Source organism: Streptomyces sp. NPDC050161, from assembly GCF_044460025.1.
GTDB lineage: Bacteria > Actinomycetota > Actinomycetes > Streptomycetales > Streptomycetaceae > Streptomyces.
Window position 1 is genome coordinate 65,034 of sequence record NZ_JBITJM010000002.1, and the last position, 22,592, is coordinate 87,625.

Here is a 22,592-nt window from a genome sequence, read left to right on the forward strand (position 1 = left end):
CCGGGAAATACGGTGGGACCTCGCGTGTCACCTGCCGTTGGCAGGCTCGGCGCTCCGGTACCTCCGTGGCCACGGGCGGCACGGGAGCACCAGGCACCACACCACTCGGGGCGGAGCGGGACGAGGACCATGCACGTTGAGCAAGGGCAGGCAGCGCCGGCGGACGGCGCGGACGGCCGTGGGACGGACGGGCACGAGGCGGGCGGGCCACAGCGGGCGGCGGCCGTCCCCGCCGCCGTGCCGCCGCTGGCCGGGTTCACCGTCGGGGTGACGGCGGCCCGGCGGGCGGCGGAGCTGGGGGCGCTGCTGGAGCGGCGCGGCGCGCAGGTGCTGCACGCCCCGGCCCTGCGGATCGTGCCGCTGGCCGACGACTCCGAGCTGCTGGACACCACCCGCGATCTGATCGGCCACGCCCCCGACGTGGTCGTCGCCACCACCGCGATCGGGTTCCGCGGCTGGGTCGAGGCCGCCGATGGCTGGGGTCTGGGCGAGCAACTGCTGGCGCGTCTCGCCGGGGTGGAGCTGCTGGCGCGCGGGCCGAAGGTGCGCGGCGCGATCCGGGCCGCCGGGCTGACCGAGAAGTGGTCGCCCGCGTCGGAGTCGATGGCCGAGGTGCTCGACCGGCTGCTGGAGACGGGTGTGCGGGGGCAGCGGATCGCCGTCCAGCTGCACGGTGAGCCGCTGCCGGGTTTCGTCGAGGCGCTGCGGGCCGGCGGCGCCGAGGTCGTCGGGGTGCCGGTCTACCGGTGGATGCCGCCGGAGGACCTGGGCCCGGTGGACCGGCTGCTCGACCTGATGACCTGCCACGGCGTGGACGCGGTGACGTTCACCAGCGCGCCGGCCGCCGCCTCGCTGCTGCGCAGGGCCGAGGAGCGGGGGATGGGCGACGCGGCGCTGGCGGCCCTGCGGCGGGACGTGCTGGCGGCCTGTGTGGGCCCGGTGACGGCGCTGCCCCTCCAGGCCCAGGACGTCCCCACCCACCAGCCGGAGCGCTTCCGGCTCGGGCCGCTGGTGCAGCTGCTGTGCCGGGAACTCCCCGGCCGGGCGGGGACGTTGCCGGTCGCCGGGCGGCAGCTCGAACTGCGCGGGCACGCGGTGCTGGTGGACGGCGGGCTGCGGCCGGTGCCGCCGGCCGGCATGGCGCTGCTGCGGGCGCTGGCCCGCAGGCCCGGCTGGGTGGTCTCCCGCGCGGACCTGCTGCGGGCGCTGCCAGGGGCCGGGCGGGACGAGCACGCGGTGGAGACGGCGATGGCCAGGCTGCGGGCGGCGCTGGGTACCCCGAAGCTGATCCAGACGGTCGTCAAGCGCGGCTACCGGCTGTCGCTCGACCCGCACGCGGACACCGACAAGTACGGCGTCTGACCGCGGAGGTGCGGGGTGGTCGTACGGGGCGGCCTCGGGGGAAGGACCGCCCCGTACGGGTTCAGGTCCCGTCTCAGGACGGGTTGTTGACCCGGATCTTGGACTGGCCGTGCTTGCGGGTCTCCCAGTCCTCCATGAAACGGGCTTCGAGGCCGTGCTTGCGCGCCAGCTCCAGCAGGGTCTCGGTCCGGTAGTAGAAGTCCTCGCGCAGCACCTGGTGTTCGGTGCCCTCGGTGCGGTCGAAGGTGAAGTCGAAGAAGCCGCCGGGGGCCAGGACCCGGCCGACGTGGGAGAAGCATTCGTCGATGACGCTCAGCGGCGAGTGCGAGAAGACGCTGTGGGCGTGCACGATGTCGAAGTGGGCGTCCGGGAGGAACTCCAGCTTCAGGTCCTGAACGATCGTCAGATGCGGCAGCTTGTCCTGGAGTTCGTACGTCGTCAGGGTCTGCTTCGCGGATATCAGGATGTCGGGCGAGATGTCGATGCCGTAGTAATTGCCGCTGTCGAGGTGCGCGATGAAGCGCCAGCCCGCCCGGAGGTTTCCGCAGCCGATGTCGAGCATGCGGTGGCGCGGGGTGAGGCCGTGCTCCGCGAGGTAGTCGAACTGCATCTTGCCCAGGGCCAGCCAGCGGTCGTGGGTCTGGCTGCCCACCGCCGCCTCCGGGTTGCGGCCCGCGTCGGACGCCATCACGGCCCGGTAATAGTCCACGTGGTTGGGGTGCTTGACCCGCAGCCAGGTGTCGCGCGCGGTGCGCTTGACGTACGGGGTGATCTTGGCCGGGTTGCGGACCGCGTAACCGATCTTGTGCGTGATGCTGGAGCGGTTGGTGTTCAGCGATGTGCGCGACATGGAGACCTTCGTCCTGAGGAGCCGGGCGGGTCGGGCGGGGCCGACGGGCGGCGCGGGGGCCGAGCGGAGTGACCGCGGCGCCACGCCCGGGACTATACAGCAGTTGTATACGCAGAATGTATAGAGAGGGGGTACATGGGGGACATGGGCTGACGGGCGAACGCGCACCGCAACGCGGGGGAGCCGGCAGGGTTCCGGCGGGACCGCACGGCGGGGCACTCTGGAGGACGACGCACTCACGGTGCCGGTTGGTTCTCGAAGCCTCTCACCGTTCGGGCAATTCCTCTCGCGCAGTTCGGCTAAGGAGTGACAGGAACATGGCGGCGCCTGACGGCCTGCGGTTCGACTGCGGGCGGATCTGCCTGGACCTGATGGCCACCGACGGCCCGCCGGCCGAACGGCTCACCGGGCCCGAGCAGTTGCGCGCCTGGCTCGCCGGAGCCGGCGTGGTGCCGGGGGCCGCACCACTGGACGGCGTCGACGGCCGCTGGGTCGTCCGCTTCCGCGCCCTGCGCGCGCTGCTGCGCCGCGTGGTGCAGGACGAACTCGGCGGCCGGGCGGCCACCGGGGACCTCGACCTGCTCAACCGCACCGCAGCCGCCGCCGATCCGCCCGCCGTCCGCGCGGTCCGCGGCCCCGACGGCGCCCTCGTCCGCACCCTCCCCGGCCCGCCCGACTGCGCGGCGCTGCTGGCCGCGGTGGCACGGGACGCGCTCACGCTGCTGACCGACACCGCGGCCCGCGGCCGGCTGCGCCACTGCGAGGGCGAGAGCTGCCCGCTGGTCTACCTCGACACGTCACGGGGGCGGCGCAGGCGCTGGTGCTCCAGCTCGGCCTGTGGCAATCGCGCCCGGGTGGCCAGGCACCGGCGGCGGGCGGACCGCTCCCGCTGAGCGTCGCGTCACGCGGGGGACCAGGTGCGCAGGCTGCTCGGTTCGCGTACGGTTGACGGCTGCCCTATGAACAGCAGAAGGGGGCCTGGGTGGCCGCGCAGAACGCCACGCACGCACCGGACCACGCTTCGGATCCGTCCGGTGAAGGGGTGCCGCCCGGCATCCGCGACCGGGAGATCGCATCCGAGCAGACGCATCTGGACCGCGTCTACCGGCGCCTCGAGGAGAAGATCCACGAAGCGGAATTCCTGATGGACGACGCCGCCAAGCGCGGCCAGGTCGGCACGCCCGGCGCGTACGCCGAGCGCGACGCCCAGGTCTTCCAGGCCGGCGTCCATCTCAACCGCCTCAATTCCGAGTACGAGGACTTCCTCTTCGGCCGGATCGACCTGCTCCTCGGCAAGGACGGCAAGAAGGGCCCGGACGGGGCGTACACCTCCGTCGAGCCCGCCGACGGCACGATCGTCAACAACCGCGCGACGATCGCCGAGACGCTGCACATCGGGCGCCTCGGCGTCCTCGACGCCGACTACTCGCCCCTGGTCATCGACTGGCGGGCGCCGGCCGCCGCGCCCTTCTACCGGGCCACCCCGGTGGCACCCGGCCGGGTGGTGCGCCGCCGCGTCATCCGCTCCAAGGGCCGCAAGGTCCTCGGCGTCGAGGACGACCTGATGCGCCCGGACGTCACGGCGACGCTGAACGGCGAGGAGCTGCCCGCCATCGGTGACGGCGCCCTGATGGCCGCGCTCGGCCGGGCCCGCAGCCACGCCATGCGCGACATCGTCGCCTCCATCCAGGCCGAGCAGGACATGGTGATCAGGGCGCCCGCCGCCTCCGTCACCGAGGTCGAGGGCGGCCCCGGCACCGGCAAGACCGCCGTCGCCCTGCACCGCGCCGCCTACCTCCTCTACCAGGACCGCCGCCGCTACGCGGGCGGCATCCTGATCGTCTCGCCGACGCCGCTGCTGGTCGCCTACACCGAAGGCGTGCTGCCCTCGCTCGGCGAGGAGGGCCAGGTCGCCATCCGCGCGCTCGGCTCGCTCGTCGAGGGCGCGGACGCGTCGGGCGATGCGTACGACCCGCCCGAGGTCTCCCGGATCAAGGGATCGAGCCGGATGCAGAAGCTGCTGCGCAAGGCGGCGCGCGGGGCGCTGGAGGCGGCGGCGGGCGGCGAGGCCGTCAGGCCGGCCAAGCCGCGGTCCGGCACCAAGGAAAAGGAAGACGAACGGGCGGGCGCGGACGGCCAGTTGTCCCTGGAGGGCCTCTTCGCCTCCGCGGGCGACCCGGAACCCGGCGAGGACACCGCGCCCGGCCGTACCGCGGCGCCCGACCGGCTGCGGGTGGTGGCCTTCGGCGCCCGCATCGAACTGGAGGCGGCCGAGCTGCGCCGCATCCGGCAGGCCGCGCTCGGCGGCACCGCACCGGTCAACCTGCTGCGCCCGCGCGCCCGCAGGCTGATCCTGGACGCCCTGTGGGCCAAGTCGGGTGCCGACCGGCGCCACTCCGACCCCGAACTGGCCGCCGAGGCCCGCCAGGGCTTCGACGAGGACCTCCTCACCGAACCGGACTTCCAGCAGTTCCTGGACGCCTGGTGGCCGGAGCTGACCCCGCGCGGGGTGCTGGCCGCGATGGCCGACGAGCGCCGGCTCGGCCGCTGGGCCCGCCGCATCCTGACCTCGCGCGAGGCGCGCCTGCTGGCCCGCTCGCTGAGCCGGCTCGACGCCGGGGGCCATGGCCCGCTGTCGGTGCACGACATCGCCCTGCTGGACGAACTCCAGCTGATCCTGGGCGCCCCGGCCCGCCAGGCCAGGAAGCGCGAGGCCGATCCGCTGGACCACCTGACCGGCCTGGAGGAGCTGACCACGTATGCGGACCGCAACGCGTCGGGCCGCAGCCGCCGGGAGCGCCTGGAGGAGGAGCGCACCGACTACGCCCACGTGATCGTGGACGAGGCGCAGGACCTGACGCCGATGCAGTGGCGGATGGTCGGACGCCGCGGCCGGCACGCCACCTGGACCGTCGTCGGCGACCCGGCGCAGTCCTCGTGGTCCGATCCGGACGAGGCGGCCGAGGCCCGCGACGAAGCGCTCGGCACCCGCCCGCGCCGCCGCTTCACGCTCACCGTCAACTACCGCAACCCCGCGGAGATCGCCGAACTGGCCGCCAAGGTACTGGCGTTGGCGATGCCCGGCATGGAGTCCCCGGCCGCGGTCCGCTCCACCGGGCTCCGGCCGCGGTTCGCCGTCACCCCGGCGACGGGCGAGCGCGGCGCGGTCACCGACGAGGCGCTGGCACGGGCCACCGCCGAGGAGGCGGGACGGCTGCTCGGCGAGGTGGAGGGCACGGTCGGGGTGGTCGTGGCGATGCGGCGCAGGGAGCAGGCGCGCGGCTGGCTGGCCGGTCTCGGCGACCGGGTGGTCGCCCTCGGCTCCCTGGAGGCCAAGGGTCTGGAGTACGACGCGACGCTGGTGGTCGCCCCCGCGGAGATCGCCGACGAGTCGCCGGCCGGCCTGCGGGTGCTCTACGTCGCCCTGACCCGGGCCACCCAGCAGCTGACGGTGCTCTCCGGCAGCCGCGACGAACCGGACGCCCACGGGGTGCCCGACCTGCTGCGCGACTGAGCCGCCCCGGGCGTGCCCCGAGGGGCCGTCCGGGAGGCGCGGAAAAGGTGGACCGGGACGGGATTCGCTTCCGGGGATGGTTTGTTAGCCTTGGTGACGGCACCGGCTCGATCCAAGCCCCCGGGCCCAACCATCGTCGCTACGAGCGACCACTTGCCGCGAGGCGAGCATGGCGGGTCGGTGCCGTTGAAGCGTGACAACGGGCGCCTCTCCTCCGGGAGAGGCGCCCGTATGCGTTCCGGGGCCCGGCCGTGCGGGAGGCTTCGGTCCGCGGCCGGAAGCCGCCACCCGGAAGGGGTTCCGCTCGACAGATCATCTCTCGTATGGTGGAAGCGTCTTTCCGTAATTCGAGGCTGGTTACCGTATACCGGCTGGTAGGTGGGACGATCGGACAACGCGCTCCGGCCCGGCACCCCCGAGTCACGGAGCGGCGCGCAGAGTGAAAACCAGGGAAAGCAGAGGAAGTCGGCCATGGCAACGGCGCCTAGCGTCTCGTATTCGATGACGGTGCGACTGGAAGTTCCCGCGAGCGGCACCGCCGTCAGCCAGCTCACCACGGCCGTGGAGTCCTCCGGCGGGTCGGTCTCCGGCCTCGACGTGACCGCGTCCGGCCACGAAAAGCTCCGGATCGACGTCACCATCGCCGCGACCTCCACCGCGCACGCCGACGAGATCGTCGGCAAGCTGCGCGGCATCGAGGGCGTTTCGCTCGGCAAGGTCTCGGACCGTACGTTCCTGATGCACCTCGGCGGCAAGATCGAGATGTCGTCGAAGCACCCCATCCGCAACCGCGACGACCTCTCGATGGTCTACACGCCGGGTGTCGCCCGCGTCTGCCAGGCCATCGCGGACAACCCCGAGGACGCCCGCCGCCTGACCATCAAGCGCAACAGCGTCGCGGTCGTCACCGACGGCTCCGCGGTGCTGGGCCTTGGCAACATCGGCCCCAAGGCCGCGCTGCCGGTCATGGAGGGCAAGGCGGCCCTGTTCAAGCGGTTCGCCGGCATCGACGCGTGGCCGCTGTGCCTCGACACCCAGGACAGCGACGCGATCGTGGAGATCGTCAAGGCGATCGCCCCCGGCTTCGCCGGCATCAACCTGGAGGACATCTCCGCGCCGCGCTGCTTCGAGATCGAGGCCCGGCTGCGCGAGGCCCTGGACATCCCGGTCTTCCACGACGACCAGCACGGCACCGCCATCGTGGTGCTCGCCGCCCTCACCAACGCGCTGCGCGTGGTCGGCAAGAAGACCGAGGACGTGCGGGTCGTGATGTCCGGCGCCGGCGCCGCGGGCACCGCCATCCTCAAGCTGCTGATCGCGGCCGGTGTGCGGCACGCCGTCGTCGCCGACATCCACGGTGTCGTGCACGCGGGCCGTACGGACCTGGTCGACGCCGACTCGGACTCGCCGCTGCGCTGGATCGCCGACAACACCAACCCGGAGGGCGTCACCGGCACCCTCAAGGAGGCCGTGGTCGGCGCGGACGTCTTCATCGGTGTCTCGGCCCCGAACGTCCTGGACGGCGACGACGTCGCGAAGATGGCGGACGGCGCGATCGTCTTCGCCCTCGCCAACCCGGACCCCGAGGTCGACCCGGCCATCGCCCGGCAGACCGCGGCCGTCGTGGCCACCGGCCGCTCCGACTTCCCGAACCAGATCAACAACGTCCTGGTCTTCCCCGGAGTCTTCCGCGGCCTGCTGGACGCCCAGTCCCGTACGGTGAATACCGAGATGATGCTGGCCGCGGCCCGCGCGCTCGCGGACGTCGTCCTGGAGGACGAGGTCAACCCGAACTACATCATCCCCAGCGTCTTCAACGACAAGGTCGCGGGCGCTGTGGCGGATGCGGTGCGGGACGCGGCGAAGTCCGCGGATCCGACTGTGACGGGTGCCACGGCGCTCTGAGTACGGCGCGTCGCGGGACATGCCGTCCCGGACGCGCCCATAGGGTGGCGGGGCAGCAAACGGCCCCCCGCCCTGTGTGGTCGGCCGGCCCGGAGCGGCACGGTTGCGGAACGTCACCAGGATGAGGCGGTGACGGCTTTCCGTGTGACCCTCCAGGGTGCCGGATTGGCTTTACCGCCGCAGGTGGGGGCAGGATGCGTAACCGGGCGCGAGGGTCTGGCAGCAGACCCGGGTCCGGGGACTGTCCGAGGGCCCTGGCAGCATCGGCTTCGCTGTGCCTTATTTGCGGCTCTGCCGCAGGGCACGCCCATTGGCAAGAAGAACACGGGAGTACAAACATGAACCGCAGTGAGCTGGTGGCCGCTCTGGCCGATCGTGCCGAGGTGACCCGCAAGGACGCCGACGCCGTTCTGGCCGCCCTCGCCGAGACCGTCGGTGAGGTCGTCGCCAAGGGCGACGAGAAGGTCACCATCCCCGGCTTCCTCACCTTCGAGCGCACCCACCGTGCCGCTCGCACCGCGCGGAACCCGCAGACCGGCGAGCCGATCCAGATCGCTGCCGGCTACAGCGTGAAGGTCTCCGCGGGCTCGAAGCTCAAGGAAGCCGCCAAGGGCAAGTAAGTCCCTCAGCACGGCTCTGAAGGGCGGCTGCCCCCTCCCCGGGGGGTGGCCGCCCTTCTGTGTGCGCCCGTGCGGACCGCTGGTGGCGGCGCTCAGGCCGCCGGAGCGAACGGGAGGTCCAGCAGGTCGACGTCCTCCAGAGAAGCGAGCACGGCGGTCCGTGGCCCCGGTGCGATGCCCGGCACGGTCGGCACCGCCAGCAGCCGGCAGCCCGCGGCCAGCGCCGCGGCGGCGCCCGTGGGGGTGTCCTCCACGGCCAGGCAGTCGGCGGGCGCCACGCCGAGGCGGGCGGCGGCGGCCAGATACGGGTCGGGGTGCGGCTTGCCCAGTGGCGTATCGCCCGAGGTCACCGACGTCGCGAAGCGGTCGGCGCCGAGTGTGCGCAGCACCAGGTCAGCGACGTGCCGCTCGGACGCGGTCACCAGGGCCGCCGGTATCCCCAGCGCACGGGCCCGGTCGAGGAGGCGCAGCGCGCCGGGCTGGACGGTGACGCCGGCCGCCACCCGGGCGGTGAAATCACGGTCCAGGAGCGCGGCCGTCGCCGCCGTGCCGCGGCCGATGCCGTAGCCGTCCGCCAGGAGTTCGGCGGCGGTGGCCACCGGGGCGCCGGCGAACGGGGCCAGCGCATCGGGCCCGTCCGGGGCGCCGTGCGCGCGCAGCAGGCCCGCCACCGTCGCCAGCCACTGGCGCTCGGTGTCGACGAGGGTGCCATCCATGTCGCACAGCAGGGCTGCGGGGAGGGCGGGGCCTGGGGCGTTCGAAGAGGGCATGCGGGCTCGCAGTTCGCTGGGGTGGGGACGGGACGGGGGCCGGGCGGTCAGCCGGCCGGGGTGCGGGCCAGGGGGTTGGCCTGGGCGGAGTTGCGCACGGTGAAGACCACCGCGCCGGGGCGGTAGCGGTCGTCGGAGGTCTCGACGGGGCGGCCGTCGGCCGTGGTGGTGGTGCGCCGTACCCGCAGCAGCGGGCTGCCGCGCCGTACCCGCAGCTCCCGCGCGTCGACGGTGCCGGCGGCCACCGCGTCGATGTGGTGCTCGCCGTGCGCGCAGACCAGGCCGGGCGAGTCCAGGAGCGCCTGGGTGACGGACTCGCAGTCGGCGGGCAGCGCCTCGACGGCGTCGGCGACCCAGTGCGCGTAGACCGTGCGCTCCAGGAGTACCGGTTCGCCGTCCAGGGTCCGGCGCCGCAGCACCCGCAGTACGGCGGCGCCCGGCAGGACCTGGAGCAGGGCCGCCTCCTCGCCGTCGGCCGTGCCGCGCGCCGTTTCCAGGACCAGGCCGCCCGGGGTGCGTCCGCCGGCCCGCGCCCACTGGGCGAAGCTGCGCAGTTCGGTGAAGCTCTGGCTGGGCGCGGTGCTCAGGACGAGGTGCCTGGCGCCCTGGCGGGAGCCGATCAGCCCCTCGGCCTGGAGGGCGGCCAGCGCCTGGCGGACCGTGCCGCGGGAGACGCCGTGGGCCGCGGCGAGTTCGGCCTCCGACGGCAGTGCGCTGCCCACCGGGTGCGTACCTGCGGTGACGGCCTGCCGCAGCGTCTCGGCGATCTGCTGGTGGCGTCGGGTCAACACGAGCTCCTCGCGGCGGTTCCTGCGGCCTTGCCCGGCGGTGTCCTGTGTCTTCCCCCGCCTCGGAGGCGATCATGTCACCTGTGCGCAGTTGTCCGCATCTCCACGGGCACGGGGTATGCGTCTAACCGCTTCGCGAAGCTCTAAACCTTATCCTTCATAACGCTTATGACCTGCGGTTTTATTGGTCTCAGGGGTTTGTTCCGAGGTCTTCTTGCTGTTAGCTTGCCGGGGCTCACTGACGGCGGCTTGTTCATACAGGTGGACGGCCGAAGATCCAGGAGAAGCTATCGTGACGCCACCCGGAACGGCCCGGTCGCACCGCGCACTCGCCGGCTGTGCCGCGCTCCTCGTCACCGCGACGGCCACCGCGGGCTGCGGCTACGCCCCGGCCGCCGTCACCGGCAAGGCGGCCACCGCACGGTCGGCGGCCGACTACGGCGGCATGGACGCGCTGGTCAGGGCCGCCAAGAAGGAAGGCCGCCTGAACGTCTACGCGCTCGCCCCCGACTGGGCCGACTACGGCGAGATGATCAAGACGTTCGAAGACACCTACGGCATCCACGTCAACAACGAGAACCCCGGCGGCAGCAGCCAGCTCGCCCTCGGCGCCGCCGACAAGCGCCGTGGCCAGGACCGCGCCGTCGACGCACTCGACCTCGGCACCTCCTTCATGCGCAACGCCCGCGGCAAGCGGCTCCTGGCGCCCTACAAGGTGCGCGGCTGGCGGGACATCCCCGCCGCCCAGAAACAGCCCGACGGCTCCTACCTCAACAACTACGGCGGCTACATCTCCATCGGCTGCGACGCCAGGGCCGTCAAGAAGTGCCCCACGACCTTCGCCGAACTCCTCGACCCCCGGTACCGGAACAAGGTCGCGCTCAACGGCAACCCCTCCGAGTCCTCGTCCGCCTTCTCCGCGATCTTCGCCGCGGCCCTCGCCAACGGCGGATCCTTCGGCGACGTGCAGCCGGGACTCGACTACTTCAAGAAGCTCAGACAGCGCGGCAACTTCGTCCCCGTCGAGTCCTCGCCCGCCACCATCCGCAAGGGCGAGACGCCCATCTCCATCGACTGGGACTACCTCAACCTCGGCTACGGCGAGCAGTTGAAGGCCAAGGGCGTCGACTGGCGGGTCGCGGTGCCGTCCGACGGCCCGTACGCGCAGTACTACAACCAGGGCATCAACGCCTACGCCCCGCACCCCGCCGCCGCCCGGCTGTGGCTGGAATTCCTCTACAGCCCACGGGGCCAGAACATCTGGCTCAAAGGCTACGCACGGCCGGCCCTCCTGGACGACATGACGAGGGACGGCACCGTCGACAAGAAGGCCGCCGCCCGCCTCCCCGCGGTTCACGGCACCCCCGAGTTCCCCACGCCGGAACAGGAGGACGCCGCCAAGGTGGCCATCAACGAGGGCTGGGGCGAAGCCGTCGGCTGACCCCGCGTCACCCACCGCAGCCCGCCCGCCTCCCGGAGGAACCCCCCGCGTATGACCGTGCACACCCACCGCCCCGGACGGCGCCGCCACTGGCCCGCGCTCGTCCCGTTCTTCGCCTTCCTCGCTCTGTGCTTCGGGCTGCCGGCCGGCGCCATGGTGTACGGCGCGTTCACCGCCGTCGACCCCGTCACCGGCAGCAGCCACGCCACCCTCGACAACGTCCGCCAGTCCCTCAGGGGCAGCTACGCCACCGGACTCGGCGGCAGCGTCGAACTCTCCCTGATCTGCGCCCTCCTGGCGACCGCAGGCGGCACCCTCGTCGCCCAGGCCGTGGTCTCCTCGCGGCGTCCCGCGCTGCGCCGCGCCGTGGTCGCCGCGTCCGGCGTGCTGGCCAACTTCAGCGGCGCCCCGCTCGCCTTCGCCTTCGTCGCCACCCTCGGCACCACCGGCACCCTCACCCGGCTGCTGTCCCTGGGCGACGCCGGGTTCAGTCTCTACACGAGGGCCGGACTGGTGCTCGCCTACCTGTACTTCATGATCCCGCTGATGGTGGTGACCGTGCTGCCCGCGCTCGACGGGCTGCGCACCCAGTGGCAGGAGGCCGCCGCGTCCTGCGGCGCCACCCGCGGCCAGTTCTGGCGGCACATCGGCATCCCCGTGCTCACCCCCTCGCTGCTCGGAGGCGCGGTGCTGCTCTTCGGCACCGCCTTCGCCTCGCACGCCACCGCCGCCGTCATGGTCGGCAGTTCGGTGCCGCTGATCACCGTGCAGATCTCCAACGCGCTGGCCGGGAACGTCCTGGTCGGCCAGGAGAACCTGGCCCTCGCCATGAGCCTCAACATGGTCGTCATCGCGCTGCTGGTGATGGCCGTACAGATGCCGCTGCAGCGCAGGAGTGCCCGATGGCTGGGATGACCACCGCCCCACCGGCGCCCGCGCTGCGCCCCGGAGCCGACGAGGACGCGCCGCGCCCCCGGGCGGGCCGCGCACGCCGCCCCTACGGGCGCGTCGCCGTCCTTCTCCTCGCCCTCCTGTACTTCACCGTTCCGGTCGCCGCCTCCCTGTGGTTCACCGTCGACGACCCCGTCCAGGGCCTCTCGCTCGACGTCTACACCGGCCACCTGGTCTCCGCCGACATGTTCGGCAGCCTCCTGCTGTCCGTCGAACTCGGCCTCGCCACCGTCGCGTTGGGGCTCCTCGTCGTCGTCCCGGCCGTGGTCGTGGTGCATCTGCGGCTGCCCCGGCTGCGTCCGGTCGTCGAGATCCTGTGCATGACGCCGCTGGTCGTGCCGCCCATCGCGCTGGTCGCCGGCGTCAACACGGTGCTCTCCTGGGCGCCCGATCTGGCGAGTACGCCCTTCTACCGGACGCTGATGGTCATCCAGGACGAACACTTCCCGCTGGTCCTGGTCCTGCTCTACACCGTGATGTCGCTGCCGTTCCTGTACCGCTCGCTGGACGCGGGGCTGCGCGCCGTCGACCTCGGGACGCTGGTCGAGGCGTCCCGCAGCCTCGGTGCCGGACGCCTCGCCACGCTGGCCCGCGTGGTGCTGCCCAACCTGCGCTCCGCCGTCGTCGGCGGCGCGGTGCTCGGCCTGGCCATGGTGCTCGGCGAGTACACCGTCGCCTCCGTGCTCGGCTACCGGCCGTTCGCCGTCTGGATGGTCGAGGTCGGCGACGCGGACGCGGAACTCGCCGGTGCCGCCGCGATGCTGAGCCTCTTCCTCACCTGGGGCCTGCTGCTCCTGCTCACCACCCTGGCCGGCGGCCGAGCGCGCCGCCCGCGCACGCAAAGGAAGTCGTCATGAGTGTGTCGGTACTGCCCACGACGCGGGGGACCGCACCGGATGCCACGTCGGCCGGTGTGCCCGTACAACTCGCCGGGCTGCGCCGGAAGTTCGGCGCCACCACCGCGCTGGACGGCCTCGATCTGGACATCGCGCCCGGCGAGATGATCGCGCTGCTCGGCCCGTCGGGCTGCGGCAAGACCACCGCCCTGCGCATCATCGCCGGTTTCGAGAGCGCCGACAGCGGCAGCCTGACCATGGACGGCGAGGACGTCACGCACCTGCCGGCCCACCGCCGCGACATCGGCATGGTCTTCCAGTCCTACAGCCTCTTCCCGAACATGACGGCCGCCCAGAACATCGGCTACGGCATGCGGGTCCGCAAGGCCCCGGCCGCCGAACGCGCCGCGCGGGCCGGGGAGTTGCTGGAACTCGTCGGCCTTCCGGGCCGCGCGGGCGACTATCCGCACCAGCTCTCCGGCGGTCAGCAGCAGCGCGTCGCGCTGGCCCGCGCGCTCGCCGTCCGGCCGCGGGTGCTCCTCCTGGACGAGCCGCTGTCCGCGCTCGACGCCAAGGTGCGGCTCACCCTGCGCGAGGAGATCCGCCGCATCCAGCTCGAACTGGGCATCACCACGGTCTTCGTCACCCACGACCAGGAAGAGGCGCTGTCCGTGGCGGACCGGGTCGCCGTGATGCACGGCGGCAGGCTCGAACAGTGCGCGGCCCCCGCCGAGCTGTACGAACGCCCGGCGACACCCTTCGTCGCCGAATTCGTCGGCACCATGAACCGGCTGCCGGGCACGGTCCGCGACGGCGGGGTGGTCGAACTCTTCGGCCGCCGGCTGCCGGTGCACGGGGACGTGCCGGCGGCGGGCACCGAAGTCGATGTCCTGCTGCGGCCCGAGGGGCTGGCCGTGCGCCCGGGAGCGGGCACGGACGGGGGAGCGGACACGGCGGGCGCGCCCGCGACCGTACGGGTGGCGACCTTCCTCGGCGCCACCACCCGGCTGCAGCTGACCTGCGACGACGGCACCGGCGTCAAGGCCGACCTGCCCAGTTGGGAAGCGGGCGGGCTGGTGCCGGGGGCGCGGTGCGTGCTGCTGCCGCACGACAATCCGGTGCTGGTGGCCGCACGAGGGGCGCGGTAGCGGACGGCGGGGCCGGGAGCCGCTCGGCGGCCCCGGCCCCGCCCCTGAACCTCAGTCGCGCAGTGCGCCGTTCGGCAGCTCGACCTTGGCGCCGAGCGTGACGAGCTTCTCCATGAAGTTCTCGTAGCCGCGGTTGATCAGGTCGATGCCGTGCACCCGCGAGGTGCCCTGCGCGGCCAGCGCCGCGATCAGGTACGAGAAGCCGCCGCGCAGGTCGGGGATGACCAGGTCGGCGCCCTCCAGCTTGGTCGGCCCGGAAACCACCGCGGAGTGCAGGAAGTTGCGCTGTCCGAAGCGGCAGGCGGAGCCGCCCAGGCACTCGCGGTAGAGCTGGATGTGCGCGCCCATCTGGTTGAGCGCGGAGGTGAAGCCGAGCCGGGACTCGTACACCGTCTCGTGGACGATGGACAGCCCTGACGCCTGCGTCAGCGCCACGACCAGCGGCTGCTGCCAGTCGGTCTGGAAGCCGGGGTGTACGTCCGTCTCCAGCGCGATGGCGTTGAGCGAGCCGCCCGGGTGCCAGAAGCGGATGCCCTCGTCGTCGATCTCGAAGGCGCCGCCGACCCGGCGGAAGGTGTTCAGGAAGGTCATCATCGACCGCTGCTGCGCGCCGCGGACGTAGATGTTGCCCTCGGTGGCCAGCGCGGCGGACGCCCAGGAGGCGGCCTCCAGGCGGTCGGGGAGGGCGCGGTGGGTGTAGCCGTCGAGCTTGTCGACGCCGGTGATCCGGATCGTCCGGTCGGTGTCCATGGAGATGATCGCGCCCATTTTCTGCAGGACGCAGATCAGGTCCTCGATCTCCGGCTCCACCGCGGCGTTCGACAGCTCGGTGACGCCCTCCGCCAGGACGGCGGTCAGCAGCACCTGCTCGGTCGAGCCGACCGACGGGTACGGCAGCCGGATCTTGGTGCCGCGCAGTCGCTGCGGGGCCTCCAGGTACTGCCCGTCGGCGCGCTTCTCGATCGTCGCGCCGAACTGGCGCAGCACGTCGAAGTGGAAGTCCACCGGGCGACCGCCGATGTCGCAGCCGCCCAGGCCCGGGATGAAGGCGTGGCCGAGGCGGTGCAGCAGCGGGCCGCAGAACAGGATCGGGATGCGCGAGGAGCCCGCGTGCGCGTCGATGTCCGCGACGTTGGCGCTCTCCACGTGCGACGGGTCGAGGATCAGCTCACCGGGCTCGTCGCCGGGGCGCACCGTGACGCCGTGCAGCTGCAGCAGCCCGCGCACGACGCGGACGTCGCGGATGTCGGGCACGTTGCGCAGCCGGCTTGGACCGCTGCCGAGCAGGGCCGCGACCATGGCCTTGGGCACGAGGTTCTTCGCACCGCGAACCCGGATCTCGCCCTCCAGCGGGGTGCCGCCGTGGACAAGCAGTACGTCGTCAGTAGAGACGGTCATGGATCTCGCGTTCCTGGAGACGGGCAGGGGCCAATGAGAAATGGTAAGGGGGCCGGAGGGGGTGCCCGTAGGGCCGTACTGGCTTCGGCCATGTAATGGCTTTGTCACAACACGCTCGGCTACGAGCCGCCTTTGATCTGTAATCGCCATTTGGCCAAAAATGACAGCGAATGTCTCGAATGTGTCTTCTGTCGGTAGTGATGTGCGCCGGTGCTGCCGCCGTACGCCCTGCCCTGCTCTCGCACGGGTCCTGGCGTTGACTCCCCGCTCCGGGCCGAAGTGCGGGATCATGTCGCCATGACCGAGGTGTCCTCGCTCACAGGCCGGCTGCTCGTCGCGACGCCCGCGCTCGCCGACCCGAATTTCGACCGCGCGGTGGTGCTGCTCCTCGATCACGACGAGGAGGGCTCGCTCGGCGTGGTCCTCAACCGCCCCACCCCGGTGGGGGTCGGCGACATCCTCGCGCCCTGGGCGGCGCTGGCGGGCGATCCGGGAGTGGTCTTCCAGGGCGGCCCGGTCTCGCTGGACTCCGCGCTGGGTGTCGCGGTCATCCCCGGCGGCCTGTCCGGCGCGGACGGCGTCGCCACCCTGGAGAGCGGCGTACGGCCCGAAGCGGCCGAGACCGCCGCGGCCGGGGCGCGGGCGGACGCCCCGCACGGCGGTATGCCGGGCGAGGAGCCGCTGGGGTGGCGCCGGGTGCACGGCGCGATCGGCCTGGTGGACCTGGAGACCCCGCCGGAACTGCTGGCCACGGTGCTGGGCAGCCTGCGGATCTTCGCGGGCTACGCGGGCTGGGGGCCTGGCCAGCTGGAGGACGAACTGGTCGAAGGCGCCTGGTACGTCGTCGATTCCGAACCGGGCGACGTCTCGTCGCCCGACCCCGAACAGCTCTGGCGCGCGGTCCTGCGGCGGCAGCGCAACGAACTGGCGATGGTCGCCACATATCCGGACGACCCATCGCTGAACTGACGATTTCGCCGGGCGGGCCCCGTGCCGCCGTGCCTCAGGGCACGAGGGCGAGGGCGAAGAACCGCTCCGCCAGCGGGTGGGTGTCGCGGGCCGGGACGGCGAGACGTACCGGCACCGGCGGCGCGTTCTTCAGGCGGACGTAGCGGATCCCGGGATGGCTGTGCCGCCGGGCGACGGACTCCGGGGCCACCCCCACGCCGTGCCCCGCGGCGACGGCTTCCAGCCATTCGTCGAAGTTCCCCGCCGTACAGGCGAGTTGCGGGCGCCGGTCCGCGGGCCACAGTTCGGGGCGGGTGCTGCCGGTGACGGTGTTGACCACCAGCGGCAGGTCCGCCAGCTCGGCCCAGTCCAGGACCCGGCGCCCGGCCACCGCCCGCACGGCAGCCGCCTCCCCCGGGCGCGTCTCCTGCCGGGCGGTGGCCGCCGTACGGGAGAGCGCGGCGACCCGTGCCTCGTGCAGCAGCACCGTGGTGCGCAGCGCGGCGTCCGCGGGTACGTCGCCGCGCACCACGGCGATGTCGCACTCCCCGCTCTCCAGGCCCGCGAGCGGCGAGTCCCGGCGCACCAGCCGGACTCCGGCGCCGCTCGCCGCCTTGAACCGCGCGGCGAGCGAGGCGCAGGCGTCGGGCAGCAGCGAGGTGAAGCCGAGGCGCAGGGCGGCCGGGCCCGCGGGGTGCAGCGCGGCGGCCAGCCGGGGGAGCAGCGGCGCGAGGTCGGCGTGCAGCCTGCGGCCTGCCTCGGTCAGTTCGACGCGGCGGGTGGTCCGGTCGAGGAGCCGGGCGCCGAGCGTCGCTTCGAGGGCGCGGACGGTCCGGGTCAGCGCGGGCTGGCCGATCCGCAGCCGGGCCGCGGCGTGCGTGAAGCTGCGCTCGTCGGCGACGGCGAGGAAGCCGCGCAGGTGCCGCAGCTCGATGCCCCGCAGGCCGTCGAGGACGTCGGGCGCGTCCGGCGTCCGTGGCGCGGTGTCCACGGGGTGTCCGTCCCTGTCGTCCGGCTTCATCGGTGCGCCCCTGTCCGTCCCGGCTGTCACGTGCCGCTCTCCGGCGCGCTCCGCATTCATGCCGCACCAGCATAAGTGCACCGCCGCGGGCATTTCCCCGAGCATCCGGAGAGTGCCTACGTTTCCCCGGTCGGTGTGAGCCGGGGCCTTCGAAGCCCCGGACGATCAGGGGAGTTGAGCAGGTGCGCAAGGTCTTGCTGCTGACGCTGGGGGCCTTCACCCTCGGCCTGGACGCCTATGTGATGGCGGGGCTGCTGCCGGTGCTCGCCGACGACATCGGCACCCGGGTCTCGCTGGCCGGCCAACTGGTGACGGTCTTCACCCTGGCGTACGCGATCTCGGCGCCCCTGGTCGCCGGGCTGCTGTCCGGGGTGCGCCCGCGGGTGCTGCTCATCGCCGCGCTGGCCGTGTTCACGCTCGGCAACGCGCTGACCGCGGTGGCGCCTTCGCTGGGCGGGCTGCTCGCCGCCCGGGTGGTCGCGGGTGCCGGGGCCGGGGTGTACTCGGCGCTCTCCACGGCAGCCGCCGCCGCGCTGGTGCCGCCCGAGCGGCGCGGACGCGCGCTGGCGCTGGTGATGGGCGGGATGAGCGCGGGCACCGTCCTGGGGGTGCCGCTGGGCGTACTGCTGGCCGAACACGCGGGGTGGCGCGCCACGATGTGGCTGGTCACCGGCCTCGGCGTGGTCGCGCTCGCCGGTCTGGCCGGACTGCTGCCGCCGGTGCCCGCCGGGCCCGCGGTGCCGGTGCGCGCCCGGCTCACCGCGCTCACCGACCGCGCGGTGGCACCGGTCGTCGGGGTGTCGTTCCTCGCCGCGGTCGCCAGCCTCGGGCTCTACACCTACCTGGCGCCGGTGCTGGCCGCGGCCGGCGGGGTCGGCGAGGTCGCGCCGTACCTCTGGGCCTGGGGCGCGGGCGGGGTGCTCGGCAGTGTGCTGGCCGGTCCGCTGGTGGACCGTACGAAGGGCCGGGTCCGTGTGCTGGTCGGCGTGCTGCTGGTGATGGTCGTCGCGGCGCAGGCGCTGCTGCCTTCGCTGGCGTCGGTGGCGCTGCCCGGTGCGGTGGCCCTGCTGGTCGCCTGGGGGGCGGCGGGCTGGGCGTTCCAGGTGCCCCAGCAGCACCGGCTGCTGGAGCTGAGCGCGGACCGCGGTCCGATCGTTCTCGCGCTGAACAACTCGGCGCTCTATCTGGGCAGTGCGGTCGGCTCCGCGCTGGGCGGCCTCGCGCTGGCCGCGGGTCTCGCGCCGTACGCGCTGCCGTGGGTCGCGGCCGGGGTGGCGGCCCTGGGTCTCGTCGTGCACGGGGCGGCGGGTCGACGCTCCCGGGTTGCCGGGCGCGTGAGTACCCTTGGCAGTTATGAGCACTCCTCTTGAGCCCGAGCGCGGGGCAGGTACGGGAACCCTCGTAGAGCCGACACCGCAGGTGTCGCACGGCGACGGAGACCACGAGCGCTACGCCCACTACGTCCAGAAGGACAAGATCATGGCGAGCGCGCTGGACGGCACGCCCGTCGTGGCGCTGTGCGGGAAGGTCTGGGTACCGGGCCGCGACCCGAAGAAGTACCCGGTCTGTCCGATGTGCAAGGAGATCTACGAGTCCATGGGCGCCGGTGGCGACAAGGACAAGGGCGGCAAGGGCGGTAAGGACGGCGGCAAGAAGTAGCCGTCAGGCCCGCCGCGGCGGGCCGGGCCGTGCGCGTACGGGTACGCCGCCCGCGGGGGTGAGCGGCCTCCGGCGCAGGCAGTCGCAGGGCGAGGGCCCGGGTCTTTCATGGACCCGGGCCCTTCGTCGTGCCCGGGGGCGGGGCGGGTGCCGGTCACGGAGTGGTGGAGACCTCTGATGATCCCTTGTCCGGCCGGGCAACCACCCTTAATCTCCTGTGAATTGTGCACTGCGAAACGACCGTTGCGCATGTTGCAATAACGAATCGGAGGGTTCTGCCATGCACCTCTCTGCTCGAACATCCGCCGCAGCCGCGGCACTTGCCCTGACCGCGCTCACCGTCACCGCCTGCGCACCGTCCACCGCGGGCCCCGGCGCCGCAGGTGACGCCGCGACCGGCACCGTGCGCGTCTGGCTCTTCCGCGAGGTCGACAACACCCCCAAGGAGAAGGCGGTCCAGCAGGCCGTCTCGGCCTTCACCGCCGCCCACAAGGGCGTCAAGGTCACCGTCGACTACATCCCCGTCGACACCCGCGCCGAACGCATCAAGGCCGCCTTCAACGATCCCGCGAGCGCCCCCGACGTGATCGAGTACGGCAACACCGACACCGCCGGCTACGTCAAGGACGGCGGACTCGCCGACGTCACCGAGGAGTTCGGCGCCTGGCCGGAGGCCAAGGACACCGACGCCACCGCCAAACGGTCGGTGACCGTGGACGGCAAGATCTACGGCGCACCGCTGTTCGTCGGCGTCCGCGCGCTCTACTACCGCACCGACGTCTTCAAGGACCTGCACCTCGCACCCCCCACCACCCAGGACCAACTCGCCACCGCCGCCGAGAAGATCCACCGGGCCAGGCCCGATATGTACGGCCTGGCGGTCGGCGGCGCCTACACCTACGGCGCGATGCCCTTCATCTGGGCGGCCGGCGGCGAACTCGCCACCCGCAAGGACGGCCGCTACACCGCGGCCGTCAACAGCCCCGCGGCGAAGAAGGGCATCGCCGCCTACACCGGCCTGTTCGGCGACGACAACTGCCCGGCGTCGAAGTGCGCGGACATGGGCGGCAACGACACCGTCACCGCCTTCGCGTCCGGCAAGGCGGGCATGGCCATCGGCGGCGACTTCAACCACCAGGCCGTCGAGGCGGGCAAGGCCAAGGGCCACTACGCCGTCGTCCCGCTGCCCGGCGTCCGCAAGGGCGAGATAGCGCCGGCCTTCGCGGGCGGCAACAACATCGGCGTCCTCAAGAGCAGCGGCCACCGCACCCTCGCCGTCGGCCTGATGAAGCAGCTGGCGGGGAAGAAGACCCAGCGCGCACTGTTCGACGCGATGGGCTTCCTGCCCACCTTCACCGACGTACGGGCCGAGGCCGCCGCCCGCCGGCCCTACCTCGCGCCCTTCGTCAACACCCTGGACGCCGGCGCCGAGTTCGTGCCCGCGTCGCCCGGCTGGGGCGCCATCGACGCCTCGCAGGTGCTGCCGACCATGTTCCAGCAGATCGTCAGCGGCCGGAAGGACATCGACACCGCCGCCGACGCCGCCGCGCAGGCGATGAACGAGGTCTTCCGCAAGTGAGCGGCGCGAGCATCCTGAGCCCCGCACGCACCACCCGTACCGGTAAGAGACGCAGCGGCGGCTGGACACCCTGGCTGTATCTCGCCCCCGCGCTGATCGTCCTCGGCGGACTGCTGGTCTACCCCATCTACCAACTCGGCCTGATCTCGTTACTCGAATACACCCAGGCACAGGTCAGCGGCGGCGAACCGACCACCTTCCAGGGGCTCGGGAACTACGCCACGCTGTTCAGCGACGGCAGATTCTGGCAGGTCCTCCTGGCCACCGTGCTGTTCGCGGGCTCCTGCGTCCTGGCCACGCTGGCCGTCGGCTGCGCACTCGCCGTCCTCCTCACCCGGATCCGCGCGCTGCCCAGGCTCGCCCTGATGCTCGCCGCGCTCGGGGCCTGGGCCACCCCCGCCATCACCGGCTCCACGGTCTGGCTCTTCCTCTTCGACCCCGACTTCGGCCCGGTCGACAAGGTCCTTTCGGCCATCGGCCTGAGCGGCTTCGCCCACTACTCCTGGACCTACGACCGCTACACCGCCTTCGCGCTGGTCCTCCTCGAAGTCGTCTGGTGCTCCTTCCCGTTCGTGATGGTCACCGTCTACGCCGGGATCCGCGCGATACCCGGCGAGGTGCTGGAGGCCGCGGCCCTGGACGGCGCCTCGCAGTGGCGGATCTGGCGCAGCGTGCTGGCCCCGATGCTGCGGCCGATTCTCGTCGTCGTCACCCTCCAGTCGGTGATCTGGGACTTCAAGGTCTTCACCCAGATCTACGTCATGACCAACGGCGGCGGCATCGCCAAACAGAACCTCGTCCTGAACGTCTACGCCTACCAAACCGCCTTCGCCTCCGCGCAGTACAGCCTCGGCTCGGCGATCGGCGTCGTGATGCTGCTGATCCTGCTCGCGGTGTCGCTCGGCTATCTGCGACTGCTGCGCCGCCAAGGGGAGGAACTATGAGAACTCCCCGCATCCGCAGGCCCTGGCGGCTCGCCGCGGAGGCCGGTGCGCTGCTCATCGCCGCCGCCGTCGCCTTCCCGCTCTACTGGATGGTGCTGTCGGCCTTCAAACCGGCGGGGGAGGTGCAGTCGAGCACGCCGCGACCCTGGACCCTCGACCCGTCGCTCGACGCCTTCCGGCGCGTCTTCCAACAGCAGGATTTCGGCCGCTACTTCCTCAACAGCCTGTTCGTCGCGGGAGTCGTGGTCCTCGCCTCGGCCCTGATCGCGTTCCTCGCCGCCACCGCCGTGACCCGCTTCCGCTTCCGGTTCCGTACGACGCTGCTCATCATGTTCCTGGTCGCGCAGATGGTGCCGGTCGAGGCGCTCACCATCCCGCTGTTCTTCCTGATGCGGGACCTCGGCGGGGCGGTGCCCGGCATCGGCCTCAACACCCTCGGCTCACTGATCCTCCCGCACCTCGCCTTCTCCCTCCCGTTCGCCATCTGGATGCTGCGCGGCTTCGTCAAGGCGGTACCGGAAGCCCTGGAGGAGGCCGCCTACCTGGACGGCGCGAGCCGCGCCCGCTTCCTGTGGCAGATCCTCTTCCCGCTCGTCCTCCCCGGACTCATCGCGACCAGCGTCTTCTCCTTCATCTCCACCTGGAACGACTTCCTGTTCGCCAAGTCCTTCCTGATCAGCGCCACCGAGAACTCCACGCTCCCCATGGCACTCCTCGTCTTCTTCAAACCGGACGAGAACGACTGGGGCGGCATCATGGCGGCATCGACCGTGATGACCATCCCCGTGCTCGTCTTCTTCGTACTCGTACAGCGCCGACTGGTCTCGGGCCTCGGCGGCGCGGTGAAGGGCTGATGGC

Annotated in this window: 20 protein-coding genes; 15 read left to right on the plus strand and 5 right to left on the minus strand. The window is 72.4% G+C overall.

Features of this window, described 5'->3' with window-relative positions; translation table 11 throughout:
• Positions 1-129: 129 nt before the first annotated feature.
• On the plus strand, positions 130-1,362 hold the full coding sequence (locus tag ACIBK8_RS03500; RefSeq protein WP_399039837.1) for a uroporphyrinogen-III synthase: 1,233 nt from the start codon (positions 130-132) through the stop codon (positions 1,360-1,362).
• Positions 1,363-1,435: 73 nt separating this feature from the next.
• Here ACIBK8_RS03500 and ACIBK8_RS03505 read toward each other — a convergent pair whose 3' ends face one another.
• Positions 1,436-2,212: a class I SAM-dependent methyltransferase gene (locus tag ACIBK8_RS03505; RefSeq protein WP_399039838.1), complete on the minus strand. Its 777-nt coding sequence runs from the start codon at positions 2,210-2,212 to the stop codon at positions 1,436-1,438.
• Between the two features lie 317 nt (positions 2,213-2,529).
• Here ACIBK8_RS03505 and ACIBK8_RS03510 point away from each other — a divergent pair, with 317 nt between their 5' ends.
• The 4 genes from ACIBK8_RS03510 (at position 2,530) to ACIBK8_RS03525 (ending at position 8,251) form a co-directional block, all read left to right on the plus strand.
• Positions 2,530-3,105, plus strand: coding sequence for a CGNR zinc finger domain-containing protein (locus tag ACIBK8_RS03510; protein WP_399039839.1), 576 nt, complete (start codon positions 2,530-2,532; stop codon positions 3,103-3,105).
• Positions 3,106-3,194: 89 nt separating this feature from the next.
• The gene (locus ACIBK8_RS03515; protein WP_399039840.1) at positions 3,195-5,726 is read left to right on the plus strand and encodes a HelD family protein; all 2,532 of its coding nucleotides are present in this window, start codon (positions 3,195-3,197) and stop codon (positions 5,724-5,726) included.
• 471 nt (positions 5,727-6,197) lie between these two features.
• Positions 6,198-7,631, plus strand: coding sequence for an NAD-dependent malic enzyme (locus tag ACIBK8_RS03520; protein WP_399039841.1), 1,434 nt, complete (start codon positions 6,198-6,200; stop codon positions 7,629-7,631).
• A 338-nt stretch (positions 7,632-7,969) separates the two neighbouring features.
• Positions 7,970-8,251 carry an HU family DNA-binding protein gene (locus ACIBK8_RS03525; RefSeq protein ID WP_004951951.1) on the plus strand — a complete coding sequence of 94 codons (282 nt, stop codon included), beginning with the start codon at positions 7,970-7,972 and terminating at the stop codon, positions 8,249-8,251.
• Between the two features lie 92 nt (positions 8,252-8,343).
• Here the strand turns inward: ACIBK8_RS03525 and ACIBK8_RS03530 are convergent, their stop codons facing one another.
• Both ACIBK8_RS03530 and ACIBK8_RS03535 read right to left on the minus strand, forming a co-directional pair.
• The gene (locus ACIBK8_RS03530; RefSeq protein WP_399039842.1) at positions 8,344-9,021 is read right to left on the minus strand and encodes an HAD family hydrolase; all 678 of its coding nucleotides are present in this window, start codon (positions 9,019-9,021) and stop codon (positions 8,344-8,346) included.
• Positions 9,022-9,068: 47 nt separating this feature from the next.
• Positions 9,069-9,809, minus strand: coding sequence for a GntR family transcriptional regulator (locus ACIBK8_RS03535; protein WP_399039843.1), 741 nt, complete (start codon positions 9,807-9,809; stop codon positions 9,069-9,071).
• Between the two features lie 292 nt (positions 9,810-10,101).
• Between ACIBK8_RS03535 and ACIBK8_RS03540 the strand changes: the two genes are divergently transcribed.
• From ACIBK8_RS03540 to ACIBK8_RS03555, 4 genes are read left to right on the plus strand one after another with little or no spacing between them, the layout of a single operon-like run.
• Complete coding sequence (locus tag ACIBK8_RS03540; RefSeq protein ID WP_399039844.1) at positions 10,102-11,250, plus strand: extracellular solute-binding protein; 1,149 nt, start codon at positions 10,102-10,104, stop codon at positions 11,248-11,250.
• A 51-nt stretch (positions 11,251-11,301) separates the two neighbouring features.
• Complete coding sequence (locus ACIBK8_RS03545) at positions 11,302-12,165, plus strand: ABC transporter permease (protein ID WP_399039845.1); 864 nt, start codon at positions 11,302-11,304, stop codon at positions 12,163-12,165.
• Entirely contained in the window at positions 12,153-13,058 is a 906-nt protein-coding gene (locus ACIBK8_RS03550; RefSeq protein WP_399039846.1) for an ABC transporter permease, read from the plus strand. Before ACIBK8_RS03545 ends, ACIBK8_RS03550 begins: the two co-directional genes overlap by 13 nt.
• On the plus strand, positions 13,055-14,185 hold the full coding sequence (locus tag ACIBK8_RS03555; RefSeq protein ID WP_399039847.1) for an ABC transporter ATP-binding protein: 1,131 nt from the start codon (positions 13,055-13,057) through the stop codon (positions 14,183-14,185). Before ACIBK8_RS03550 ends, ACIBK8_RS03555 begins: the two co-directional genes overlap by 4 nt.
• Before the next feature lie 51 nt (positions 14,186-14,236).
• Here ACIBK8_RS03555 and murA read toward each other — a convergent pair whose 3' ends face one another.
• The gene (gene murA, locus ACIBK8_RS03560) at positions 14,237-15,583 is read right to left on the minus strand and encodes a UDP-N-acetylglucosamine 1-carboxyvinyltransferase (protein ID WP_399039848.1); all 1,347 of its coding nucleotides are present in this window, start codon (positions 15,581-15,583) and stop codon (positions 14,237-14,239) included.
• Positions 15,584-15,880: 297 nt separating this feature from the next.
• On the opposite strand from murA, the gene ACIBK8_RS03565 reads away from it, so the two are divergent.
• Positions 15,881-16,552, plus strand: coding sequence for a YqgE/AlgH family protein (locus ACIBK8_RS03565; RefSeq protein WP_399039849.1), 672 nt, complete (start codon positions 15,881-15,883; stop codon positions 16,550-16,552).
• Positions 16,553-16,586: 34 nt separating this feature from the next.
• Here the strand turns inward: ACIBK8_RS03565 and ACIBK8_RS03570 are convergent, their stop codons facing one another.
• Positions 16,587-17,552, minus strand: coding sequence for a LysR family transcriptional regulator (locus tag ACIBK8_RS03570; protein WP_399039850.1), 966 nt, complete (start codon positions 17,550-17,552; stop codon positions 16,587-16,589).
• A 182-nt stretch (positions 17,553-17,734) separates the two neighbouring features.
• On the opposite strand from ACIBK8_RS03570, the gene ACIBK8_RS03575 reads away from it, so the two are divergent.
• The 5 genes from ACIBK8_RS03575 (at position 17,735) to ACIBK8_RS03595 (ending at position 22,588) form a co-directional block, all read left to right on the plus strand.
• Positions 17,735-18,922 (plus strand): MFS transporter, encoded by a 1,188-nt coding sequence (locus tag ACIBK8_RS03575; RefSeq protein WP_399039851.1) that lies wholly within the window; start codon positions 17,735-17,737, stop codon positions 18,920-18,922.
• Complete coding sequence (locus ACIBK8_RS03580) at positions 18,906-19,211, plus strand: DUF3039 domain-containing protein (RefSeq protein WP_399039852.1); 306 nt, start codon at positions 18,906-18,908, stop codon at positions 19,209-19,211. Before ACIBK8_RS03575 ends, ACIBK8_RS03580 begins: the two co-directional genes overlap by 17 nt.
• Positions 19,212-19,491: 280 nt before the next feature.
• Positions 19,492-20,790, plus strand: coding sequence for an extracellular solute-binding protein (locus tag ACIBK8_RS03585; RefSeq protein WP_399039853.1), 1,299 nt, complete (start codon positions 19,492-19,494; stop codon positions 20,788-20,790).
• Entirely contained in the window at positions 20,787-21,734 is a 948-nt protein-coding gene (locus tag ACIBK8_RS03590; RefSeq protein WP_399039854.1) for a carbohydrate ABC transporter permease, read from the plus strand. The genes ACIBK8_RS03585 and ACIBK8_RS03590 overlap by 4 nt, the downstream gene beginning before the upstream one ends.
• The gene (locus tag ACIBK8_RS03595) at positions 21,731-22,588 is read left to right on the plus strand and encodes a carbohydrate ABC transporter permease (RefSeq protein WP_399039855.1); all 858 of its coding nucleotides are present in this window, start codon (positions 21,731-21,733) and stop codon (positions 22,586-22,588) included. The genes ACIBK8_RS03590 and ACIBK8_RS03595 overlap by 4 nt, the downstream gene beginning before the upstream one ends.
• Positions 22,589-22,592 lie beyond the last annotated feature (4 nt).